Genomic DNA, 23,255 nt, shown 5'->3' on the forward strand with positions numbered 1-23,255 from the left:
TGGCATAAAACACAGAAAATTGCATATAAGCACTCACCACCCCTTTATAAAACCTCGTCAAAATGCTATTATTAAATCTCGTATATGCTTAAGCAGTAATTGGCATATTAAGCCAGATATTCAACTGGGTGTTTAACTGGATGTTCAACCATTTTTATAAGGTGAGTTATGAGTTTTAAGCGTTTTGCACTGCTGTCAGTGTCAGATAAATCAGGAATTATTGACTTTGCCAAAGGACTGATTGATGCAGGCTTTGGCATTTTGTCTACTGGGGGTACATTTAAACTATTAACCGAATCAGGCATCAATGCCATTGAAGTCTCATCGCACACAGGATTTAGCGAGATGATGGATGGTCGTGTCAAAACCTTACACCCAAAGATTCATGGGGGGATATTGGGTCGTCGTGGTATTGATGATGAAGTCATGGCCGCTCATGGCATTGACCGCATAGATATTGTCGCTGTCAATCTCTACCCATTTGCCGCTACGGTTGCCAAGCCTGATGTCAAAATGTCTGACGCCATTGAAAACATTGATATCGGCGGCCCTGCAATGGTGCGTTCTGCTGCCAAAAACCACGCTCATGTCGGCATCATCACCAATCCTGCCGACTATGCTCGCATCTTAAATGAAATTAACAACACGGGCAATATCAGCTACGCCACTCGTTTTGATTTGGCGGTAAAAGCCTTTGAACATACCGCAAATTATGATGGCATGATTGCTTCATTTTTTGGGGCAAGATTAAATAGCACCGCCACCCACCCAAGTGAGGACGCCACACCAACGGCTGATTTTGCTCGCACCTTTAACACGCAATTAAACAAAGCCCAAGATCTACGCTATGGCGAAAATCCACATCAAAAAGCCGCCTTCTATGTTGAAGCAAACGCCAAAGAAGCATCGGTCGCTACCGCCAAACAACTACAAGGCAAAGAGCTATCTTATAACAACATCGCTGATACCGATGCAGCTCTTGAATGCGTCAAATCATTCGTCAAACCTGCTTGCGTCATTGTTAAGCACGCCAATCCTTGTGGCGTAGCAGTATCAACCGATGGCATCTTAACAGCATACAACCTTGCCTATGAGACCGATCCAGAATCTGCCTTTGGTGGTATCATCGCCTTTAACCGTGAACTAGATGTTGATACCGCTCGCACCATTGTTGAGCGTCAATTTGTTGAGGTTATTATTGCCCCTGCCATCGCTGATGGCGTACTTGACATCACAGGCACCAAGAAAAATGTGCGTGTGTTGGTTTGTGGTGAATTGCCAGAACCTACTGAGCGTACTGCACAGCTTGACTACAAGCGTGTCAATGGCGGTCTGTTGATTCAAGACCAAGATTTGGGCATGATTACTAAGAATGATTTGCGTGTTGTTACCGAGCGAGCACCAACAGAAGCCGAGCTTGACGACCTTATCTTTGCTTGGAAAGTGGCAAAATATGTTAAATCCAACGCCATCGTTTATGCCAAGAACCGTCAAACTGTCGGTATTGGTGCAGGTCAAATGAGTCGTGTCAATTCTGCTCGCATCGCTGCCATCAAGGCTGAACACGCAGGGCTTGCTGTTGAAGGTGCGGTCATGGCATCAGATGCTTTCTTCCCCTTCCGAGATGGCATTGATAATGCCGCTGCTGCTGGCATCAAGTGCATCATTCAGCCAGGTGGCTCAATGCGTGATGATGAAACCATCGCCGCCGCTAACAAACACGGCATCGCCATGGTATTTACTGGCATGCGTCATTTCCGCCACTGATTGATTATTTATCATCAGTCAATAACAAAATAAAAGTTCCGTCATACTGGCGGGATTTTTATTTTGTATAACAGTAATAGTCAAGCACCTAAAATAACAATCTAACTCATAAAATCATCTGTATACGCATTATAAAGTTAGTTTAAAATATTGGCACAAGTTTTCTTGTATAAGGAAAATTAAGGTGTTTTTATCATCATTTTATGATAGAATATAGCAATTTATTCCATCAAAACAAAATCAAGAAGACCCTATGATTTCCCCAAAGATTAAAAACAAATTTTCCAATCACCCAGAAGTCGTCATGCGTCCCGTGCATTTGCGACTGTCTGAAGAAATCATCAGTCATCTAGAAGAGACGGCTGGTACACATGGTTTTAATCGCATTCAAGGCTTAATTCGTCTATACATTCGTCAAGGGCTAGACCGTGATAACTGTAATTACAACTTAGCGGATGATGTGCTATTTATTGAAAAGTTACGCAAAAAAGGCGTCAGCCAAAAAATCATCGATGAAGCACTGGCTGATGTCAATAAAAACTGCGACTTAGACCAATCCATCACTTAGGCCATAAATCAATAAAAAACGCACTTTAATAAGTGCGTTTTTTATTGATGGCGGTGCTTGTTATTGCAACTGTGTATCTTGTCCCAAAATACCAATCTTAATTCCCTGCCCCAGACCTTTACCCATCTGCACCCCAAAACGGTCAAAAAACTGCTTAACAGGGTCAATATAGCTATAATTCACCGATTCCAGTTTTAGCTGTTTTTCTAGTTGCGACATGCCACCAATCTTATCTGCCAAACCCAGCTCAACAGACTGCTTACCCGTCCAAAATAGCCCTGTAAATATCTGATTTTGCTCAGGGTTTTTTAGGCGATCTCCACGACCCTTTTTAACCGCTTCAATGAAATTTTGATGCGTATCATTTAGCAGACTCTGCACATGGGTACGCTCAATCTCATTCATCGGTCTTGACATGGATAAGATATCCTTGTATTCGCCCGCGGTTAAAGTACGATCAGCAATGCCCGCCTTATCCAACAGTCGCTCAATATTATACCCAGACATGATCACACCGATAGAGCCAACCAAACTAGATGGATTTACCCAAATCTCATCGGCCGCCGATGCGATATAATACGCTCCTGATGCACCTGTATCACCAATGATGGCGTAAAGTTTTTTATCAGGATACTCTGCTTTTAGCTCCATTGCCATCTGCCATACTTCATCAGACTGCACAGGCGAACCACCAGGCGAATTAATAGCCAGTGCCACCGCTTTGGCATTGGTATTCTCAAATGCTTCTTGCAAGGCAGCATTGATATGATGTGCACTGGTTTCACTATTTGGCATGATCGCCCCTTGTACATCAACCACCGCTAAATGTGGCTCACCAATACCCATTGGCACACCTGCTTTAGTGTTAGTTGTTGTACAGCCCCTACCCAAAAATAACACAAAAAACACCACATAAGCAAAAGTTAATAATTTAAAAAATATGCTCCAACGACGAGCTCTCTTTTGCTCTTCAATGCCCGCCATCATGGTTTTTTCGATGAGTTGCCATTCAGGTGATGTGGGCGATGACTTAGGGGTATTTGCTGAAGATGAGGGCGACTGATGAGGATTAGGTGGCCAAACCATGATGTTTTTTCCTATAAATATATTGATAGGCGATAACCGCCATTGTTTTGTGATATAAATGTTGTGATAATAAAGCACCCATTGTAACTCAAAAGCCTTAAATATCCTAGTATCTAGTAGATTTTAAACAAGCAACATTCGTTCATTCTACATACCCACCTAATCATCAAATAGCATATCAATGGCCTGTATGTCCGCTACCGCCATTGGATGAGACAGCCACGCCCCAGCTTTAGGCGAAGCAAGTGTTGCATCATTTTCACAAAGCCCACGCCACAGCACCCAAGTATTTTTGTGCGTAGAGCCATTGATGACAAGCCGAGAGACATGAGTTGACTCGTCTTGCTCATTATCTGGCAGGGAAATGGGTACATCTGATACCATCTCAATGGTACAGCCCCACACCGACTCATCATTGATATACTGCCAGCCTGTGATGGCACGCACAGATAACGCCTGAGATTGATAGGCTTGCCCTACTTGACAAGGCATAGCAGTCAGCTGACTGAGCGTCTCATTAGAACGCCCTGCCTGCCAATATTGTCCAATCGGAATGCTCTGTTGTAGTCGTGCGACTAATAATGGCAACTTTGTACTTGGAGTCTGAGTGATGACACCTGTTAGCATATTGATACTGTTCCGCCGAAGCTCGCCAATTAAAACATCTGCCTGTCTCTCTCCAAGTGATTTTACCCCATAGTCCGATAGCAATAGCCATGCCCCAGATTCATGCTTAATCAGCACCGCTCCCAAATAATCATGCCCTGCATTCACCAAGATTGCCGCGGCACGACCATCTTTATTCAATGGTACGCCCAGCACATGATTGATGACCATAAAACATAGTGCCGATGCAGGTAGTAATAATAATGATCTTGGTAGCACTCTTGTCATCAGTGGGATAAATACAAGCACACATAATACAAACCCCGCCGCCCCAAATGGTGCATACAGCCAAGAATCACCCACGAGCAAGAGTTCTAACGCCTCATGTAGCCACAACAAAATTGTAGAAGACAGTCTCCATAGTACATCAGCAATGCTTGATGAAAATGTAAATATTGCCCCTGCAACCAAATTAATCGGAACGATAACAACACCAAAAAGCCCAACCACGACCAAATTAACTGGCACACTCCAAAGAGATACTTTGCCAAAAAATAAAATTGACAATGGTAGCATCGCCACAAATAGCCAGCATTGTAACAACAAAATAGCACGAATTTTGGCAAAATAACCACAACCCTGCACCGTGCCATCACTCCAGACATTCTCATAACGCATGAGCAACAAGACCGCCACAAATGACAACCAAAATCCCGCCTGCCATAAAACATAAGGATCAAGCCATGCCATGATTAGCCCCACAATACAAAGCAAGCTCAAATCCGACAACGGTAGCACAAAATAGCGAGTTAATGCTAATGCCGCTAGCATATACACCGTACGCATGGCAGGCACATCAAATCCCGTGAACAAGGCATAACCCATGCTAGCAATCAACATAACAGTCAGCCGAATCTGCCATCTTGGCGTACGCATATAAATACTAGGGGCAATCTTATCCACCAACCATGTTACCAATGACGCCAGTATCAATGCCAAAAATACCACATGCGTACCAGAAATTGCTAGCAAATGTGAAATGCCGGCCAGTTGATATAAAGATTTTGTCTGTGTGCTAATGAGTGCTCTATCGCCTGTTAATAGGCTTAATGTCACAGCTTTTGCTTGTTGCTTAGCCAAACTTAAAGACTGCCAATCTTGATAAAAATGCACTCGTAGCTGTTGGCGTAGTGATTCAAGATGGCTCATTAGTGAGTTTGGTTGTATGACTTCCACCCCGTCAATGGCGATAACTTGTGCCATCGCATGAATATGTCTGGTGCGTAGCCAGATATTGCCATCAAAACCGCTAGCATTTTTTTGAGTGGCAATGGGTTCTAGCACAAGCGTCATGCGTGCTTTTATATTCGGTGCTAATTGATTAAGATTTATTAAATGCCCAGAAGGATTTACCCTTGCCGTCAAAAGCACCGTCATCTGAGCAGGCAAGCCAAAATCATCTGGCGATATGCTGTTTGGCGTAGCATACAGTTGGTCATCAGCTTGCACATGAAAAGGGTTGGTTGCCATCAGTGCATCATCTGCATGGCGATTGAGTTGAAAAACAGGTTTGATATCAGTGATGACCGCCTTTTGGCGATAGTTACCACCCATTAAATCATCATATACAGTATCACTGATGTCATCTATATGCACCGTAGCAGTAACGGTGTGATTATGTGATATGGTTGATTGCTCAAATTCATGGTGTGCCATCATCGCACGAAAAACAAACAAACTTGTCAACACAACAAACAACAATGCAAATAACACACCCTTCATTGATTGAGCGTGTCTTAGCAACCAACCAAAACCAATCACCGTACACATCAGCAGTGCCGACAGTATGCCATTAGCATAAGGAGATAGTAGCCATGTTGATAAATCATCGCCAACCGCCACAGTTAGCATGACAGCAAGTACCCCAAGCATGATGGCAATTATCAACGCACTTAAAAAACTTGGCATATATACCTTGCAACTTAGGACAACTCATCTATTCATCGGTTAATTGTTTGTGTATCAACCGCAGTAATGGCAAATCATCAGGATAAGTAAGCTTCATATTAAGCCTTGAACCCTGCACTATTTGCACCCTATACCCTAGCATTTCAAAGGCACTGGCTTCATCAGTGATATCAAGCCCCAACTCCGCTACTTTATCTAGCACCATCTCGAGTGTTTTTAGGCGAAACGCCTGCGGAGTTTGTGCCTGCCAAAGCGTGCTTCTATCCACTGTTTTTTCAATCAAACCTTCACAAGATACTTGCTTTAGCGTATCTACCACAGGTGTCGCCAGTATTGCCGCATCCGCATTGCACACTTCTAAGGCGGTCAGTAACGCTGTTAAATCCGCCTTTGGTAAACAAGGGCGTGCTGCATCATGAATCACCACCCAGTCATCATCACGCCCATCACGAGCACGGATCAACGATACGCCTGAGTGCACCGACTGCCAGCGCTCAAGACCACCAAAACCAACAAATAGCGGTCGCTGACGAGTCAGATTCAGCTTATCAAAATATGTATCATCTTTAGCAATGACCAAAGTCAAATCATCAATGCCATCACCATCTAGGCAAGCCAAGCTCTCTTCAAGCACTGTCTTATCTGTTAATAAAAGGTATTGCTTGGGCAAATCTGAACCAAACCTAGAACCCCTACCTGCCGCCACCATTAAAGCATGAACTGCGTCAGTGCTGTTATTGGTATTTTTTAAATCATCCAGCATATAAAACCACCAACCTTAAATCACATGGTTCATCATTGATAAGAACATACCACACACCGCCACCCATACATCTTCTAGAATACAAAAAAACAACAGCGAAAAAAATAAGACTGGCAACTTGCCAATCTTATATTATCCATGCTAATGATCCAAATCCATTTCTACCAAGCCATCTACAGGCTCAACCGCATCCACTTCATCACTTGTAATCATCTGCCGACTATAAGTAATGGGTGAATTAGACAGCTGAAAAAAAGTCTCGCCAGACTTAATTAGCCCCAAATCAATTCTTGCATGCTCTTCTATGGCGGATGTTTGAGTTTTTAAATCACGCACATCAGCACGCAGTAGGCTGTTCTTTTGGGCTTGCTCGCTGTTAATACTTAGCTGTTTGGCGATTTGTTCATTGAGTAGATTTAAGTTAGCATGACCACTCTCGCCATGCCAATACTGATACTGCAAGAGAACCAGTACAACCACAGCAAAGACAATCAGGCATAAATAGCCCACCGTGCCAAGTCGCTTGGTTGTTACGGTGAGCATAGGTCTTTTTGTCGTACTTCCCACAACAGTACTCAATTAACCACGAAGTCCGATGAATTCTTCACGACCACGATAGCTTGCCGTTACCATCTGCTCAATGCGAAGCAGTTGGTTGTACTTAGCCACACGGTCAGAACGGCATAGCGAACCTGTCTTGATTTGACCTGCTGCCGTACCAACAGCCAAATCAGCAATGGTAGCGTCTTCAGTCTCACCAGAACGGTGGCTAATGACAGCGGCATAACCATGTTCTTTGGCAAGATAAATGGCATCTAGCGTCTCAGACAGCGTGCCGATTTGGTTATACTTAATCAAAATGGCATTAGCGATATTCTTATCAATACCCTCTTTTAGAATTTTTGGATTGGTTACAAACAAGTCATCACCAACCAACTGAATCTTATCGCCCAAAATACTGGTCAGATATGCCCAACCTTCCCAATCGGATTCATCCAAGCCATCTTCAATAGAGATGATCGGATATTGACGCACCAAGCCCGCCAAATAATCAGCAAACTGATTGCTAGTAAATGCTTTATTACCCTCACCCTCTAGCACATACTGACCGTTTTTGTAAAATTCACTTGATGCACAGTCTAATGCAAGATAAATATCTTTGCCTGCGGTGTAGCCTGCTTGTTCAATTGCTTTTAGAATAACGGTGATGGCTTCTTCATTTGAACGCAAGTTTGGTGCAAAACCACCCTCATCACCTACTGCCGTGTTCAAACCTTGAGATTTTAAGACTGATTTTAAGGCATGAAAAATCTCTGCTCCTGCACGCAAGCCTTCAGAGAAGCTGGTAAAATTCACAGGCTCAATCATAAACTCTTGAATATCAACAGTATTATCCGCATGAGCACCACCATTTAGGATATTCATCATCGGCACAGGCATTGTTAGTGCAGTCTGTCCACGCAGGTTGGCGATATATTGAAATAAAGGCAGGTTTTGAGCAGTTGCTGCTGCACGAGCTGCTGCCAAAGACACGGCTAAAGTTGCGTTCGCACCAAGATTACCTTTATTTTCTGTACCATCAAGCTCGATGAGAATCTTATCAATCTCTGCTTGATTGGTGATTAGCTTATCTAGCAGTGAACTTCTGATCTGACTATTGACATTGGTGATGGCCTTTTTAACACCCTTGCCTAGATAGCGAGCTTTATCACCATCTCTTAACTCTAGTGCTTCTCTTGAGCCTGTTGATGCACCGCTTGGGGCAGATGCACGACCTACCACACCATTTGCTAATACCACATCAGCTTCGATGGTAGGATTGCCTCGAGAATCCAAAATTTCACGAGCAACAATGTCTTTAATTTCTAACTGATTGTCATAGTTCTCAGCGTACATGATATGTTCCTTAGTTTGGTTAGGAAAATTTAATGATAGGTCAAACAAAATAAGTCATAGTATAACATAAATATTCACCCATGTTACCTATGTCAACCATGGTTAATATGTATTTAACGCCTCAAAGCCTTTAACCAACTCATCCAACTGCTTAATCTGAGACAAAAAAGACTCCAGCTGATTTAGATGCAAAGCACAAGGGCCATCGCATTTGGCATTATCAGGGTCTGGGTGTGCTTCCAAAAATAGTCCTGCCAGTCCTGTCGCCATGCCCGCACGAGCCAGCGTTGTGATTTGATGGCGTCTACCGCCTGCACTATCAGCTCGCTTGCCAGGCTCTTGTAGGGAATGAGTAACATCAAAAAATACCGGCACATTCATACCCTTCATGATATCAAAGCCAAGCATATCAACAACCAAGTTGTTATAACCAAATGAAGTGCCACGCTCGCATAAAATAATCTTATCATTGCCCGCCTCTAGGCATTTATTGATAATATGAGACATTTCATGTGGTGCTAAAAATTGGGCTTTTTTAATGTTAATGACCGCCCCTGTCTTTGCCATTGCACTCACCAAATCAGTCTGACGACTCAAAAATGCAGGCAACTGAATAATGTCTGCCACTTTCGCTACAGGGGCAGCTTGATAAGGCTCGTGTACATCAGTGATGATGGGAACGCCATATTTTTCTTTAATGTCATTAAGCCAAGTTAAACCTGTCTCAAGGCTAGGACCACGAAATGAATATAGGCTCGAGCGGTTCGCCTTATCAAAGCTTGCCTTGAATACATAGCCAATACCCAAACGATGACAAATATCAATATAAGTCTCTGCAATCTCAAAGGCAAGCTCTCGACTTTCTAGCACATTCATGCCACCAAATAGTACAAAAGGCTTATCGTTGCCAATCTCGATGCCTGCAACATTGATGTGTGATTGCGGTGTGGATAATGACTGTGTCATGACTATTTATCCTTTTCTTGCTTAATTTTAATGACCGGCTTGTTATTAAGCCACCCTAATTAACTCATTAAAGCTAGTTAATCACTGATTAAAAAGCATACCAATCATTCATTGACATGCTTGATTTGATTAGCCCTTGACATCCATGGCTGCTTTAATAAAGCCATTAAATAACGGATGACCGCCACGAGGCGAACTTGTGAACTCTGGGTGATATTGCACCGCCACAAACCAAGGATGATTTTCAATCTCAACCGCTTCAACCAAGTGCTGTTTGGCAGAATAACCTGAAATTTTCATTCCCGCTTGCTCTAATGGCTCAATGTAGCGGTTATTCATTTCATAGCGATGGCGATGACGCTCAGTAATGTTCACGGCACCATAAATCTTGGCAAGTTTTGATTCTGATACCAACTGTGCTTCTTGAGCACCTAGACGCATGGTACCACCCAAATCACTATCATCAGAACGGATTTGCAATTCGCCTTTTTCATCAAGCCACTCGGTAATCAACCCAATGATGGGGTCTGTAGCCTTACGGTCAAACTCAGTAGAGTTCGCCTGCAAGCCCAAAACATTACGAGCAAACTCAATAACCGCAAGCTGCATACCCAAGCAAATACCCAAATAAGGCTTGTTGTTCTCACGAGCATATTGAATCGCCATCATCTTACCCTTAGTGCCACGCTCACCAAAACCACCAGGCACAAGCACAGCATCGCACGCTTTTAGCTCACCCATTAGATTGGCTTCGGTCTCTAGTTTTTCGGCATCAATGTAGTGAATTTTCACTTTGGTTTTATTGTGAATACCTGCGTGCAATAAAGCCTCATTGACCGACTTATAAGCATCAGGTAGCTCAACATATTTACCCACCATCGCCACGACAATCTCGCCATCGGCATCAAACAGACCATCAATCACTTTATCCCAATCAGACAAGTCCGCCTCTGGTAACTCAAAGCCAAATCGCTCACATACCAAATCATCCAAATCTTGCTCATAAAAAGTGCGTGGAATCTCATAGATGCTACGAGCATCTTTACATACAGCAACGGCACGCTCTGACACATTGGTAAACATTGCTATCTTACGACGAGTATCTGCATCCACATCGTGTTCTGTGCGACACACCAAGATATCAGGCTGAATGCCAATGGACAACAGCTCTTTAACTGAGTGCTGAGTTGGCTTAGTTTTTAATTCACTGGCTGATGAGATATAAGGGAGTAAGGTTAGGTGCATGAGCATGGTGTTTTCACGCCCAAGTTTCACCATAAGCTGACGCACCGCCTCCATAAAAGGTAGGCTTTCAATATCGCCTACTGTACCGCCAATCTCAATCATCGCCACATCATAACCTTCCCCAGATGCCAAAATGCGACTTTGGATCTCATCGGTGATATGTGGTACAACCTGTACGGTCTTACCTAAATAATCGCCACGGCGTTCTTTGGCAAGTACAGTCTGATAAATGCGACCAGAGGTAAAATTATTCGCCTTACTCATCTTTGAGCGTCTCAAAAAACGCTCATAATAACCCAAATCAAGGTCGGTCTCCGCCCCATCTTCGGTAACGAATACCTCACCATGTTCAAATGGACTCATCGTTCCAGGGTCAACATTAATATAAGGATCCATCTTTGTCATGGTAACTTTAAGACCACGAGCCTCAAGCACAGATGCCAATGATGCAGCCGCAATGCCCTTACCCAAAGATGAAACCACACCGCCTGTTACAAAAATAAATTTAGTCATAAGAATTCATCACTTACTGGTAAAACCGAATTTTACTAAAATTTGCCAAAAAAATATAGGGGCGAATAAAATTTTTTCTCCTTATTATAATCACACCCTTGATTAAAATCCATTTTTAGACTTGCAACTTTGTACATTATGATGACCAACTCAATCATTTAAAATCACAATCAGCCACATGGTCATTGACCATACCACACGCCTGCATATAGGCATAACAAATAGTAGGACCAACAAACTTAAAACCATCTTTTTTGAGCTGTTTTGATAAGGCGATACTGGCGGCCGTCTTTGTAGGAATCTCTTCTGCTGTTTTTGGATGATTAATCAAAGGTGTTCTATCTTGATGGCATGCCACGATACCCCACACATAATCATTAAATGACTGGTTCTCTTTGATTTTTAAGTAGGCTTTGGCATTGGCAATGATGGCTTTTATTTTTAGACGATGGCGAATAATGCCTGCATTACTCATCAACTCATTGATTTTTTCATCATCATATTGAGCAATCTTAGACGCATCAAAACCATCAAAAGCCTGATAATAATTCTCCCGCTTCTTTAGGATCGTAATCCAACTAAGCCCCGCTTGCATACCCTCCAAGCACAACATGGCAAAAAGTCGCTCATCATCATGACACACCACACCCCATTCGTTATCATGATAGGCTTGATATAGAGAGTCTTGTCCACACCAGTTACAGCGTATTTTTGTTGTTGTCATATTCATTCTGGTTATCTTGTCGTAGCTTTATGGTTATGGTAGAGTAAGCAACTTGGTGAGCATTGCACACCCATCTATTTGATATATTGTGCATCTTATCAGAATGTTTGGCAAGTTTATTGATTGTTGGCATCTAAAATTTTAATATTTTCAATCACTTAAACCACTAAAATCGGAGAAAATCATGATTAAAGAACTACCCATTGAGCAATTTAACCCCAGCGTAGATAAAATCATCTTAGATGTCCGAGACGCCCAAAGCTATCATCTTGGTCATATCGAGCACGCCAAAAACGCACCGATAGACGCATTGACAGAATACCTGCCAACTGACACGACGGCAGATATTTATGTGCTATGTGGCGGTGGCACAAAAGCAGCTCGTGCTTGTTCATATCTCAATGAACTTTACCCAACACGCAACATCATTCACCTGATTGGCGGTACTCGTGGTGCAATCGCACACGGCATGACCATCATCACCGAGACCAGTGAATAATCAATGAATTTTTATCCATAAAAAAGTTGTTATAAATCATAATGTTATAAATTTTTTATCACTTTTTTTAAAATTTTAATTGACACCTATGGCACTTAGCTGTATCATACGCACCACAACGACGGCAGACATCGAAAGATAATCTGCTAAGTTAAAAACGGAGTGTAGCGCAGCTTGGTAGCGCATCTGGTTTGGGACCAGAGGGTCGGGGGTTCGAATCCCTCCACTCCGACCATATTTAAAGCCTTAACGGCTTTTTTTGTTAGTAAATGTCGATTTATCATAACTAACATTAAGCCACTAGAGCGCCTGTAGCTCAGTTGGATAGAGCATCTGCCTTCTAAGCAGGTGGTCGCAGGTTCGAATCCTGCTAGGCGCGCCATTTGCCTGCTGCCAGTCAGTTAATATGGTGGATGTAGCTCAGTTGGTAGAGCCCCGGATTGTGATTCCGGTTGTCGTGGGTTCAAGTCCCATCATTCACCCCATATCTTAAAACCTGCCCACTATATAGTCGGCAGGTTTTTTATGTTTTTATACTCACCGCAACACCTTAAACACACATTGCATCTACCACCACACACATCCAACCTGTTTGAGTGATTCGGATTTCTTGGTAAAAACAGCCATAAAATTTAGCATTTTTACAAAAAAATCATCAAGAAATTTGCTATACTAATGCAAATTTTTAGAATCACTTAGAGTTTTTTATGAGCGAAATAACCCAAAACCCCTTGGCTAATGACACCTTCCATATTGGTTCTCGCACTTTTTCATCACGCCTACTTGTTGGCACGGGCAAATACAAAGATTTGACCGAGACAAGCAACGCCATCAAAGCCAGTGGCAGTCAGATTGTTACAGTTGCCATTCGTCGCACCAATATTGGTCAAAATAAAGGAGAGCCAAACCTACTAGATGTCATCTCGCCAAAAGACTACACCATTTTGCCAAATACTGCAGGCTGTTTTGATGCTGATAGTGCCATTCGCACCTGCCAACTTGCTCGTGAGTTGCTTGATGGGCATAATCTGGTCAAACTTGAAGTTCTAGGCGATGAAAAAACCTTATACCCCAATGTTACCGAAACTTTAAAGGCGGCTCGTGTGCTGATTGATGATGGTTTTGATGTCATGGTCTATACTTCAGACGACCCCATCATCGCCAAAGAACTTGAAAACATAGGCTGTGTTGCAGTGATGCCACTCGGTAGCTTAATTGGTTCAGGGCTAGGACTGCTTAATCGCCACACGCTAAGCCTCATCATTGAAAATGCCAATGTGCCTATTTTGGTCGATGCAGGCGTAGGCACAGCATCTGATGCCGCCATCGCCATGGAACTTGGCTGCGATGGTGTGCTGATGAACTCAGCCATCGCACACGCCCAAAACCCTGTGATGATGGCACACGCCATGAAAAATGCCATTCATGCAGGTCGTCAGGCTTTCTTGGCAGGTCGTATGCCTGCTCGCAAAATGGCTGTCGCCAGTTCGCCTCAGACAGGCTACTTCTTTCAATGATGAAAGTTTTAGCCATTTTGCAACCAACCGCCAATCAAGATTTAAACTTGATTGGTAACTTACCTTTACCGTTTAGACTGCGTCAACTAGGAAATCTGCGTGCGTCCTTTATCCCTTATTGATTTATTATTTTTGTTGTTAGAATCGGCAAAACAGCCTATGCATGTTTCAGGGTTGTGCTTATTTGACATACCACAATCTGCTGATGATAACTTCATTAATGATTTGATCACAAAAATCAAAAATAATCAATCCGCACCCAGCTTCCCATTTAATCAAGTCCTAAAAAACTATCTTTTTTGGAATACCGTTAAAACATTTGATATCAGCCATCATTTTAGACACATTAGGCTTGACACAGGAAGCGATGATGAGCTAATGACCTACATTTCACATCAGCACAGCATCATCTTAGACCGCAACCGCCCACTATGGCAGCTGCATTTTATTGAAGGGTTGTCAGCAAAGTCTGATAACAGCCCTAAGCGTTTTGCCATCTATCTTAAGGCTCACCACGCCATGGCAGATGGTGTTGCTGCCATGCGACTACTAGAACGCTCTTTTAGTAGCTCGCCAGATGAACCATTTCAACAGCCATTTTGGTCATCAACCACCAAATATCGCACCGCACTTCCCCTCCGCAAGTCCATCACATCCATCATCAAAGAGCAGATTGGCACCATCAAACCTGTTATGCGTGAGATCGTACGCAACTTTAAACATCGTCATTGCTCACATACCATCAGCACTTTTGATGCACCGCCCTCAATGCTCAACCAACGCATCAGTAACGAACGCACCCTAATCATTCATTCACTGAACAAACATCGATTCTTGGCAGTGGCTCAGCACCATTCGGTAACGACCAACGATGTTATTTTGGCAGTGTGTGCTGGAGCATTAAGAGATTATCTAAATCAAAAAAACGCCCTACCGAACAAGCCTTTGCTTGCATTTGTGCCCATTGGTTTGCGTCAAGATGACAGCAGTTTGGGCAATCAGTTGTCATTTTTATTGACCAATCTTGCCACCCATGAGCCAGACCCCATTATTCGCTTACACACCATCAGTCAAAGCATCAATCAAAGCAAAAAACGCTTTCTTCGCATGAATCCAGCACAAATCATCAATTACAGTGCTCTGACTTATGGCTGGGCAGGCATCAACCTTGCCACCAGATTTCACCCTACCAAACAAGCATTTAATCTAATCATCTCCAATGTACCAAGCGACACCCAGCCACTATATCTTCATGGGGCACGCCTGACAAGTATTTTTCCTGCTTCAGTACTTTTTGATGGACAAGCACTAAACATTACGCTAACCAATCATCAAGATACACTAGACTTTGGCATTACCGCTTGTCGCACCGCCTTGCCCGATATTGAACAGCTACCCCACTTGATAGAATCACATCTGTCAATATATGAACAGCACATCAAGTAAGCAAGCAGTATCAACGCCATACATACCACACAAATCAAAAACCAAGCATATTGATTCTTGATTAGCAATACCAACAGTTTTTTAATACATAAAAATTGATACTTTTTAAAGGCAAATGGGCATTTTGTATTGACCACCTTAAAAGCTGTCATCTTAGCATAAATAAAAAAGCCGTCCCAAAGGACGGCTTTTTGTCTCATAAGTTATCAGTGAATCAAGGCATTTTCCCAAGTTGGGATGACAAGTTGCATCAGCGGTTTTAATAGCTTAACATTACACGCAAATACCGAACCTGTCTTCATTGATTGACTTGCTCCGTGATGATCCACCACCACGCCACGAGCTTCTGTTACAATCAATTCACCTGCTGCAACATCCCAAGGTTTTAATGACATTTCAAAATAACCATCAAAACGACCTGCTGCCACATAGCACAAATCCAGTGCTGCCGAACCCAAACGGCGAACCTGACCGCCGTTTTCACACACAGCCTGCAGACTAGCAAAATGCTGACGAGCGAAGCTGGTTCGTCTCTCGCCAACCATACGCTCATAAGGGTGCCCTGTGGTAAACAACCCGCCTGCAATCGTCTTTCTGTCTGAAACCATAATTCGGCGTTGGTTTAGGCGTGCCCCACGACCACGAGAGGCGGTGAATAATTCATCACGCACAGGGTCATAAACAATACCATGCTCAGTGATGCCGTTTTTTTGGACAGCAATGGATACACAAAAATGCGGCAAGCCATGCACAAAATTGTGCGTACCGTCTAGTGGGTCAATAATCCAACACCAATCAGCATCATTACCCTTACCTTCTTGTAGACCAAATTCTTCACCCAAAAACGAATGATTTGGATAACTTTCTTTTAATAAAGAGATGGTTAACTCTTCGGCATAACGGTCAATTTTTGTTACCAATCCGTCCAAGCCCTTAGATTCTACCGCCAAATCGATACGATGGCGATTTTCATGTGCACGCAAAATCTCATGACCGACTTTTTTTGCCACTTGGGAGGCAATCACCACCATAGGTTCCATAATACACCTTGTAAATTTTGATGAGTTTTATTGAATAAGTTAAAGAATGCTTTTGTATTCATCATACAAAAATAATCTGCCATTATACAAAAATTAAGTTTAAATTACCATAATTTTTGATGGTTTTTAGATGGCTTAAGTTTAAATAAATGCACATGCAACATATGACAATCAGAACTAATTATTCGCCATGCCGTAAGATTTTATTGCTCTATTTTGTCACAGTCATTTAGTGCGGTTAAGTGTGCCAAAATCCCTTGTTCATCAAGTCCACATTCGGCAAGTTGCTCACCGTGCGAACCATGTGCGACAAATCTATCATCAATGCCAATTTGGGTAAGCTTACCCACAAATCCAATGCTTGCTAGGTACTCGCCCACCGCTGAGCCTGCCCCACCCATGATTTGATGCTCTTCTGCTGTGATGATATGAGTTACGCCCTGCTCTATCAGCTCACCAATCAGCTTCGTATCTAGTGGTTTGACCCACCGCATATCCACCACCGTGATGGGGGCTACTGTGCCGTGATGGAAATTTTGACTGGCTGACAGTGCATCATATAAACGAGTGCCAAAGACCAGTACAGCAAATCTTTTATCCGCTTTATTATTAAAATTATCCGATTGCCAAGCGATTTTAGCCTTACCAATGGCAAACTGTTCATTGCTTTGCTTATCAATTTCACGCCCCACTCCCACCCCTCGTGGATAACGAATAGCAGCCGTTCCACCATGCTGATAGCAAGCGTTGAGTAAATGATAGCACTCATGCTCATCACTAGGAGTGGCAATAACAACATTCGGCACACATCTAAGGTATGCCAAATCAAACACGCCTGCGTGCGTGGCACCATCCTCGCCCACCAGCCCTGCTCGGTCTATGGCAAAGGTTACATCTAAGTCTTGCAAGGCAACATCATGGATAAATTGGTCATAGCCACGCTGTAAAAAAGTAGAATAAATCGCCACCACAGGTTTTAATCCACTTGTTGCCATACCGCCAGCTAAAGTTACGGCGTGTTGCTCGGCGATTGCCACATCAAAGAACTTAGCAGGATGGGCATGAGCAAACGCCACCATGCCAGAGCCTTCACACATTGCAGGCGTGATGGCAACCATCTTGTCATCGCAGGCGATATCCATGAGCCATTCACCAAAAACATCGGAATATTTTTTAGCAATAGGTTTGGCAGTTGTCTGCTCTGATTTTTGGTCGGTTTTTGGTAGTTTACTAATGGCATGATAAGTAACAGGATCGTTTTCAGCTGGCAAAAAACCCTTGCCTTTGACGGTATGCACATGAATCAGTACCGCACCGCCCAATTTCTTGGCACGCTCAAAAACTTGCAAAAGCTTTAGTAAATCATGCCCATCAAAAGGTCCAAGATAAGTAAATCCAATCGCCTTAAACAGATTATCAGGAAATAGGTGGTCGTTGACTTTTTCGGCAATTTTATCTGATAAAGGCATGGGCGGAGCATTTTTACCCAAAAGATTCCCAATGCTCTTGCCAATACTACCACCTAATTTAGCAGGGATTTTCTCAAGTGTTTCTTTGGCATCTGTTGCCATGTGTAGATAATGACGAACACGGCGATCGTCAGCACTGATTTCACGCTTAGTCATCAAAATATTGCCATGCTTATCAATATCAAAGGCAAGCCCTCTTTGCCAAAGGCGTGCCAAATGACGACTAAATCCCCCAATCGCCTGCGAGATAGACATATCGTTATCATTGAGTACCACAGTCAAGTCAGCATTTTGTTGCACCGCATCATTCATCGCCTCAAATGCCATACCTCCCGTCATCGCCCCATCTCCGATGACCGCTACTACTTTTCGGTTTTCGCCCAATATGCGACTGGCAAGACTCATGCCAAGCCCTGCCGAGATAGAGGTAGAGCTATGCCCCACACCAAAGGTATCGTATTCACTCTCTGTGCGTTCAGGAAAAGCTGTCAATCCACCACGACTGCGAATGGAGGTCAGCCCATCTCGCCTGCCTGTCAGCACCTTGTGGGCATATGCCTGATGACCTACATCCCAAACCAGTTTATCATAAGGGGTATCATAGATTGCATGCAAAGCAACCGTTAGCTCCACCACGCCTAAATTTGCCCCAAAATGCCCTCCTGACACCCCCACCGAGTATAAAATATACTCACGAAGTTCATCGGATAATACACACAGTTCATCAATGCCAAACGCCTTTAAATCCGCAGGCGATTCAACCTGATCCAACAAAGGCGTGGTTGGGCGAGTGGTTGGAATTGCATTAAATACTTTTGGGTTAAACATCTGGCTATCCATTGGTTTTGGCATGATTGGCTACATTCCAATTTGTCAAGTGAATAAATTTCTATTATTTAGGTTGTTTTAATCATAATTTAGCAAGAACTGCCGTAATTATCTTTTCAATCGTTAAAAGAGTATGGCATAATAGCATTTTTGGCAACATCTTGCGACTATTTTACAAGATGGGCTTTATTTTTGCTAGAAAAATACCATTATTTTTAGATAGATGGGCTGTTTTTCATCAGATTTTCACATAATTACGCCACATAAAATCATTATTGGCATATTGCCATTTCTGGGGTTTATTTTGTATCAATTCATCACCAAAGCCAAACTGCCTACCACCCATGGAGAGTTTGATATTCATGTTTTTGAAAATGAACTTGGGCAAGAACACATCTTGTTAAGCTATGGTTTACCCTGCAATAATCCTGCCACCATTCCTGTGGTGCGTATTCATTCTGAATGCCTAACAGGTGATGCTTTTAGCTCACTAAAATGCGACTGTGGTCCACAGCTAAACGCTGCCATGCAAGCGGTGCAAGCACATGGCTGCGGTGCAATTTTATACCTGCGTCAAGAAGGACGAGGAATTGGTCTGACCAATAAAATCCGTGCATACGCCCTACAAGACCAAGGGCATGACACCCTAGAGGCCAATCTGCTTTTAGGATTGCCAGCAGATGCTCGTAGCTATGAGATGTGCAAAGATATGTTGGAGCATGTCGGTGCAACTAAAATAACCTTGATGACCAATAACCCCAATAAAATCAAAGAATTAAAACAATTAGGTATTGAGGTTGTGGCACGCATTCCACTCATTGTCGGCGTTAATCCGCACAATCAAGATTATCTTAATGTCAAAGATACTAAGATGGGACACCTGATTCATCATGAACAGCCATGACAACTGGTAGTTAGCCCAACTGTTTTAGCACTTATTACAACATAGCCATCTTTAAATTCATAGGCCAATTTATGATACAACTTAGCACCACCATTGATTTTGAGACCAAACTTAATCAAGTTCGTCAATTTTTGACCAACCTACAAGCTCGCATCTGTCAAGCTCTAGAAGCTCAAGAGCAATCAGGTGGCATTGATGGTGGTAGTACAGCTAAATTTATTATTGATGATTGGGAGCGTCCTGAAGGTGGCGGTGGTCGCTCTTGCGTACTGTCTGATGGTCAGGTGATAGAAAAAGGCGGCGTGATGTTTAGCCATATTCACATCAATCACTTACCGCCATCAGCATCACAGCGTTACCCGGCTCTAGCAGGGGCAAAGGCACAAGCGATGGGGGTATCGCTCGTCATTCACCCAAAAAATCCACACATTCCCACCAGTCACGCCAATGTCCGCCTATTTGTGGCACAACCCACAGATGGCAGCGAGCCAATTTGGTGGTTTGGTGGTGGTTTTGACTTAACGCCTTTTTATCCGAATATTGATGATGTGATGCATTGGCATAGGGTCGCTCATCATTTATGTCAGCCCTTTGGTAAGGATATCTACACCAAATACAAAGCATGGTGCGATGAGTATTTTTATCTAAAGCACCGTGGAGAGTGCCGTGGCGTGGGAGGTCTGTTTTATGATGATGTCAATAGCACAACCACAGGTTGGGACTTTGATACCTGCTTTGCTTTTATGCAGGCAGTTGGTCAAGGTTATTTAGATGGCATTTTACCCATTTTTGATAGCAATAAGCACAAGCCTTACACCCAAAACGAGCGAGATTTTCAGCTATACCGTCGTGGTCGCTATGTTGAATACAATCTAGTCTATGATCGTGGCACGATTTTTGGCTTGCAGTCCAACGGTCGCACCGAATCCATCTTGGTGAGTATGCCACCTTTGGCAAGTTGGTCGTATCGTTATGAACCTAAGGCGGGCACAAAAGAATTTGAACTCACCGATTTTTATCTAAAACCCAAAGACTGGCTAAATCTATCTTCTCAATAAACCAAACCCAATGAGTACCGACCCAAACTTCTGATGACTCATACTCTTAATAAGTCTCATCGGATTGGTGATTTAACAATCAAATTGCAAGCAATCTAGATGATATATTGAACATAGCCAAGCATTGAGTATTGGTGGTTTATGTGTTATATTTCTTGCAATCATCTGACAGCTACTCATGCTGTCTAGCCACCTACTTTGTTACTAGGGAAGTCAGATTATGAAAACACTTATCAAGACAGCCACCATCATCGCAGCTGCCACAGTTGCCCTTAGTGCCTGTAGCTCAACCACAACCCCTACCGATGTGCAAGCTCGTCAAGACATCATGCAAGATTGGCGTATCTCAAGCGATATCATGAAAGGCATGATGGACAAACCAGATATCTTTGATGCCAAAACCTTTAAAGAACAAGCTGATCTCATCAGCGCCAGCTCCAAAGAAGTATGGACGCACTTTGCCAATCCAGAAAATAAAGGTAGCTCACAAGACACCATATGGTCAGATGCTCAAGGTTTTAAAGAAAAAGCCGATGAGTTTAACGCCGCCGCTGATGCATTAGTCAATATCGCCCAAAATGCCCAATCAATCATTGATGTTGAACCCGCTCTTGGTAAAGTTTTAGAAAGCTGTGGCTCGTGCCATAAGACCTACAAACAAAAATAATTAAGACCAAATAACTCACCATCATCCAAAACAACAGCCCTAAATCCAATGTGTATTTAGGGCTGTTGTTCAAGCAACGGTATAGATCAACCAAACAGTCGCAAGACCTCCATCACATCAGCACGAACCATCTCAATACTCGGCATTTTTTCAGCATGAAAACGAATAACAGGAATGCCTGCACTGGACAGAGCCTTGTCTTTTTTGGCGTCTTGTTTTTGGCGTGCTTGACTCTCATGCGTCCAGTCATCAAGCTCAATCGCTGCCAACACAGTCTGCATGTCTTTATCTATTAAAACAAAATCCACACTCTGACGACACACTCTATTAAACCAAAATTGACGGTCGCTCCCTGCTTCTTCACTAGGCTCAATGATACGAGACAACTGCACTTGACTAAAAATCAAATATTCAGGCAAAGCAAGTTGCAACTTTTTAAAAAACTGAACTTCGCTATCTGTCATGATAAGCATCGGTTCAAACGGCCAAATGGCAAGTTCATCACCCTTAATCGCTTTTTCTTTTTTGGGTCTTTTAAACCAAAAAATAATAAAAACAAATACCGCCACAGCACCAACCAACCAAAACTCACTCATCAAAACACCAACATAAATTCATAAAATTTAATATAATCAAATACTTATTTGGCAGAAAAACGAAAAGCATGGATTGTACCGTGCTTTTGTCATTTTTTCAAGTCAAGCAAACATCTCTTTAGATGATTGATACATCCAAAACAGCATGACCAATATTATCTTTCCATTTTTTTAACCCAAGCACCGTTTGAATCTACTCGGGAATCCTGAGATATTTTTTGTTTTAGAGCGTTTGCCTCATCATAGGAATTTGCTGAGCCGACCAACACACGAATGCCACGATTGGTTTGGCTAGTGCTGACCTGATAGCCTGCGTTACGGTACTTTGTAACAATCTCATCAATTTTAGCCTTGTTTGGAGAGATAGAAACTTGCACGCTATAAGTTGCTCCTGTTGAGTTTTTGTCACTCGCCGGATCTTTATTATCTGCTTTGGCAGACTTGGCAGTCTCTGCTTGCTGGGCTTGACCGGTAGCACCTAGCGTGGCAGCCGGTATCTTGATGATACGACCCAAAACCAAAGCATCGCCTGGAGCCATATTATTCGCCGCTGCGATGGTTGCTACCGGCACACCATATTGACGAGATAAAAGCGTTAGGTTATCGCCCACCATCACCTTGTGCTGACTTGTTTTGTTGTTGATGGTTTGGGAGTTTTGGGTTGACTCAAGCTTAGCATTTACGGTCTTGTTCAGCGTCTCAGGTTGTGTTCGTGCAGGCACAGCGATAAGCTCACTTTGCGATGCCTTATCAACACTGATTGGTTTGTCCGCACTAACTGGGGCGAACTCCTGCTTTGCCTTTTCTAGTGCCAATATGCGAGCCTGCTCTTGCTCACTAAGAAGTTCATCAGCCTCTTTTGCCATCTGCTGATTACGCATCTCTCGCTCTTTTTGTTTTTGAGCGAGTAATTTTTCTTCGGTTGCCAGATCAGCGGTCAAAGGTGCCACCGTAGATCCTGCCACGCTCTCTTGTCTGATGTCGGTGGTGTTTTGAGAAATGGTGTGGTTCGCCTCTTCATTTTGCATCACTGCAAACATAGCAACCGCACCACCCACCAATAACACCAAACCTAAAAGAATTTGTTTTGAAATCATAAACCACCTATTTGCTATGATGATATTAAGCC

21 protein-coding genes and 3 tRNA genes are annotated in these 23,255 nt (G+C 43.0%); 12 read left to right on the top strand and 12 right to left on the bottom strand.

Features of this window, described 5'->3' with window-relative positions; all coding sequences use genetic code 11:
* Nucleotides 1-168 precede the first annotated feature (168 nt).
* Together purH and L3D27_RS07800 are read left to right on the top strand one after the other, a co-directional pair.
* Nucleotides 169-1,767 carry a bifunctional phosphoribosylaminoimidazolecarboxamide formyltransferase/IMP cyclohydrolase gene (purH, locus tag L3D27_RS07795; protein WP_432480838.1) on the top strand — a complete coding sequence of 533 codons (1,599 nt, stop codon included), beginning with the start codon at nt 169-171 and terminating at the stop codon, nt 1,765-1,767.
* A gap of 253 nt (nt 1,768-2,020) precedes the next feature.
* Complete coding sequence (locus L3D27_RS07800) at nt 2,021-2,335, top strand: CopG family transcriptional regulator (RefSeq protein ID WP_284673133.1); 315 nt, start codon at nt 2,021-2,023, stop codon at nt 2,333-2,335.
* Between the two features lie 60 nt (nt 2,336-2,395).
* Here the strand turns inward: L3D27_RS07800 and sppA are convergent, their stop codons facing one another.
* The 8 genes from sppA to L3D27_RS07840 all read right to left on the bottom strand — a co-directional run bounded on the left by sppA (nt 2,396) and on the right by L3D27_RS07840 (nt 12,102).
* Nucleotides 2,396-3,421, bottom strand: coding sequence for a signal peptide peptidase SppA (gene sppA / locus L3D27_RS07805; RefSeq protein ID WP_373627760.1), 1,026 nt, complete (start codon nt 3,419-3,421; stop codon nt 2,396-2,398).
* Nucleotides 3,422-3,580: 159 nt separating this feature from the next.
* A complete protein-coding gene (locus tag L3D27_RS07810; RefSeq protein WP_432480839.1) occupies nt 3,581-5,995 on the bottom strand; it encodes a ComEC/Rec2 family competence protein in 2,415 nt (804 codons plus the stop codon).
* A gap of 28 nt (nt 5,996-6,023) precedes the next feature.
* On the bottom strand, nt 6,024-6,758 hold the full coding sequence (ispD, locus tag L3D27_RS07815) for a 2-C-methyl-D-erythritol 4-phosphate cytidylyltransferase (protein WP_284673136.1): 735 nt from the start codon (nt 6,756-6,758) through the stop codon (nt 6,024-6,026).
* Nucleotides 6,759-6,899: 141 nt separating this feature from the next.
* The gene (locus L3D27_RS07820) at nt 6,900-7,301 is read right to left on the bottom strand and encodes an FtsB family cell division protein (RefSeq protein WP_373627755.1); all 402 of its coding nucleotides are present in this window, start codon (nt 7,299-7,301) and stop codon (nt 6,900-6,902) included.
* Nucleotides 7,302-7,337: 36 nt separating this feature from the next.
* Nucleotides 7,338-8,654: a phosphopyruvate hydratase gene (gene eno, locus L3D27_RS07825; RefSeq protein ID WP_373627754.1), complete on the bottom strand. Its 1,317-nt coding sequence runs from the start codon at nt 8,652-8,654 to the stop codon at nt 7,338-7,340.
* A gap of 102 nt (nt 8,655-8,756) precedes the next feature.
* Nucleotides 8,757-9,620, bottom strand: a complete 864-nt coding sequence (gene kdsA / locus L3D27_RS07830) for a 3-deoxy-8-phosphooctulonate synthase (protein ID WP_284673139.1) — start codon at nt 9,618-9,620, stop codon at nt 8,757-8,759.
* A gap of 129 nt (nt 9,621-9,749) precedes the next feature.
* Nucleotides 9,750-11,378 carry a CTP synthase gene (locus L3D27_RS07835; RefSeq protein WP_432480840.1) on the bottom strand — a complete coding sequence of 543 codons (1,629 nt, stop codon included), beginning with the start codon at nt 11,376-11,378 and terminating at the stop codon, nt 9,750-9,752.
* Between the two features lie 154 nt (nt 11,379-11,532).
* Nucleotides 11,533-12,102: a DNA-3-methyladenine glycosylase I gene (locus L3D27_RS07840; protein ID WP_432480841.1), complete on the bottom strand. Its 570-nt coding sequence runs from the start codon at nt 12,100-12,102 to the stop codon at nt 11,533-11,535.
* 184 nt (nt 12,103-12,286) lie between these two features.
* On the opposite strand from L3D27_RS07840, the gene L3D27_RS07845 reads away from it, so the two are divergent.
* From L3D27_RS07845 to L3D27_RS07875, 7 genes are all read left to right on the top strand, one after another.
* Nucleotides 12,287-12,601 carry a rhodanese-like domain-containing protein gene (locus tag L3D27_RS07845; RefSeq protein ID WP_284673142.1) on the top strand — a complete coding sequence of 105 codons (315 nt, stop codon included), beginning with the start codon at nt 12,287-12,289 and terminating at the stop codon, nt 12,599-12,601.
* Between the two features lie 158 nt (nt 12,602-12,759).
* Nucleotides 12,760-12,836, top strand: a tRNA-Pro gene (locus tag L3D27_RS07850).
* 70 nt (nt 12,837-12,906) lie between these two features.
* A tRNA-Arg gene (locus L3D27_RS07855) sits at nt 12,907-12,983 on the top strand.
* 27 nt (nt 12,984-13,010) lie between these two features.
* Nucleotides 13,011-13,086: transfer RNA gene (locus tag L3D27_RS07860), tRNA-His, on the top strand.
* 222 nt (nt 13,087-13,308) lie between these two features.
* Nucleotides 13,309-14,118, top strand: coding sequence for a thiazole synthase (locus tag L3D27_RS07865; RefSeq protein WP_284673143.1), 810 nt, complete (start codon nt 13,309-13,311; stop codon nt 14,116-14,118).
* Nucleotides 14,115-14,240: a hypothetical protein gene (locus tag L3D27_RS07870; protein WP_284673144.1), complete on the top strand. Its 126-nt coding sequence runs from the start codon at nt 14,115-14,117 to the stop codon at nt 14,238-14,240. The genes L3D27_RS07865 and L3D27_RS07870 overlap by 4 nt, the downstream gene beginning before the upstream one ends.
* The gene (locus L3D27_RS07875; protein ID WP_432480842.1) at nt 14,218-15,564 is read left to right on the top strand and encodes a wax ester/triacylglycerol synthase family O-acyltransferase; all 1,347 of its coding nucleotides are present in this window, start codon (nt 14,218-14,220) and stop codon (nt 15,562-15,564) included. Before L3D27_RS07870 ends, L3D27_RS07875 begins: the two co-directional genes overlap by 23 nt.
* A 206-nt stretch (nt 15,565-15,770) precedes the next feature.
* Here L3D27_RS07875 and L3D27_RS07880 read toward each other — a convergent pair whose 3' ends face one another.
* Both L3D27_RS07880 and L3D27_RS07885 read right to left on the bottom strand, forming a co-directional pair.
* Nucleotides 15,771-16,604, bottom strand: coding sequence for an inositol monophosphatase family protein (locus L3D27_RS07880; protein WP_284673146.1), 834 nt, complete (start codon nt 16,602-16,604; stop codon nt 15,771-15,773).
* A gap of 203 nt (nt 16,605-16,807) precedes the next feature.
* The gene (locus tag L3D27_RS07885) at nt 16,808-18,901 is read right to left on the bottom strand and encodes a 1-deoxy-D-xylulose-5-phosphate synthase (protein ID WP_432480843.1); all 2,094 of its coding nucleotides are present in this window, start codon (nt 18,899-18,901) and stop codon (nt 16,808-16,810) included.
* A gap of 304 nt (nt 18,902-19,205) precedes the next feature.
* Between L3D27_RS07885 and ribA the strand changes: the two genes are divergently transcribed.
* The 3 genes from ribA to L3D27_RS07900 all read left to right on the top strand — a co-directional run bounded on the left by ribA (nt 19,206) and on the right by L3D27_RS07900 (nt 21,530).
* Nucleotides 19,206-19,805: a GTP cyclohydrolase II gene (ribA, locus tag L3D27_RS07890; protein WP_284673148.1), complete on the top strand. Its 600-nt coding sequence runs from the start codon at nt 19,206-19,208 to the stop codon at nt 19,803-19,805.
* A 71-nt stretch (nt 19,806-19,876) separates the two neighbouring features.
* A complete protein-coding gene (hemF, locus tag L3D27_RS07895; RefSeq protein WP_432480844.1) occupies nt 19,877-20,863 on the top strand; it encodes an oxygen-dependent coproporphyrinogen oxidase in 987 nt (328 codons plus the stop codon).
* A 220-nt stretch (nt 20,864-21,083) separates the two neighbouring features.
* Nucleotides 21,084-21,530 (top strand): c-type cytochrome, encoded by a 447-nt coding sequence (locus L3D27_RS07900; protein WP_432480845.1) that lies wholly within the window; start codon nt 21,084-21,086, stop codon nt 21,528-21,530.
* 86 nt (nt 21,531-21,616) lie between these two features.
* Here the strand turns inward: L3D27_RS07900 and L3D27_RS07905 are convergent, their stop codons facing one another.
* A complete protein-coding gene (locus L3D27_RS07905) occupies nt 21,617-22,126 on the bottom strand; it encodes a DUF2726 domain-containing protein (RefSeq protein WP_284673151.1) in 510 nt (169 codons plus the stop codon).
* A gap of 155 nt (nt 22,127-22,281) precedes the next feature.
* On the bottom strand, nt 22,282-23,223 hold the full coding sequence (locus tag L3D27_RS07910) for an SPOR domain-containing protein (RefSeq protein WP_373627744.1): 942 nt from the start codon (nt 23,221-23,223) through the stop codon (nt 22,282-22,284).
* Nucleotides 23,224-23,255 lie beyond the last annotated feature (32 nt).

It is taken from the genome of Moraxella sp. ZY200743 (genome assembly GCF_050885545.1).
Lineage (GTDB): Bacteria > Pseudomonadota > Gammaproteobacteria > Pseudomonadales > Moraxellaceae > Moraxella > Moraxella haemolytica.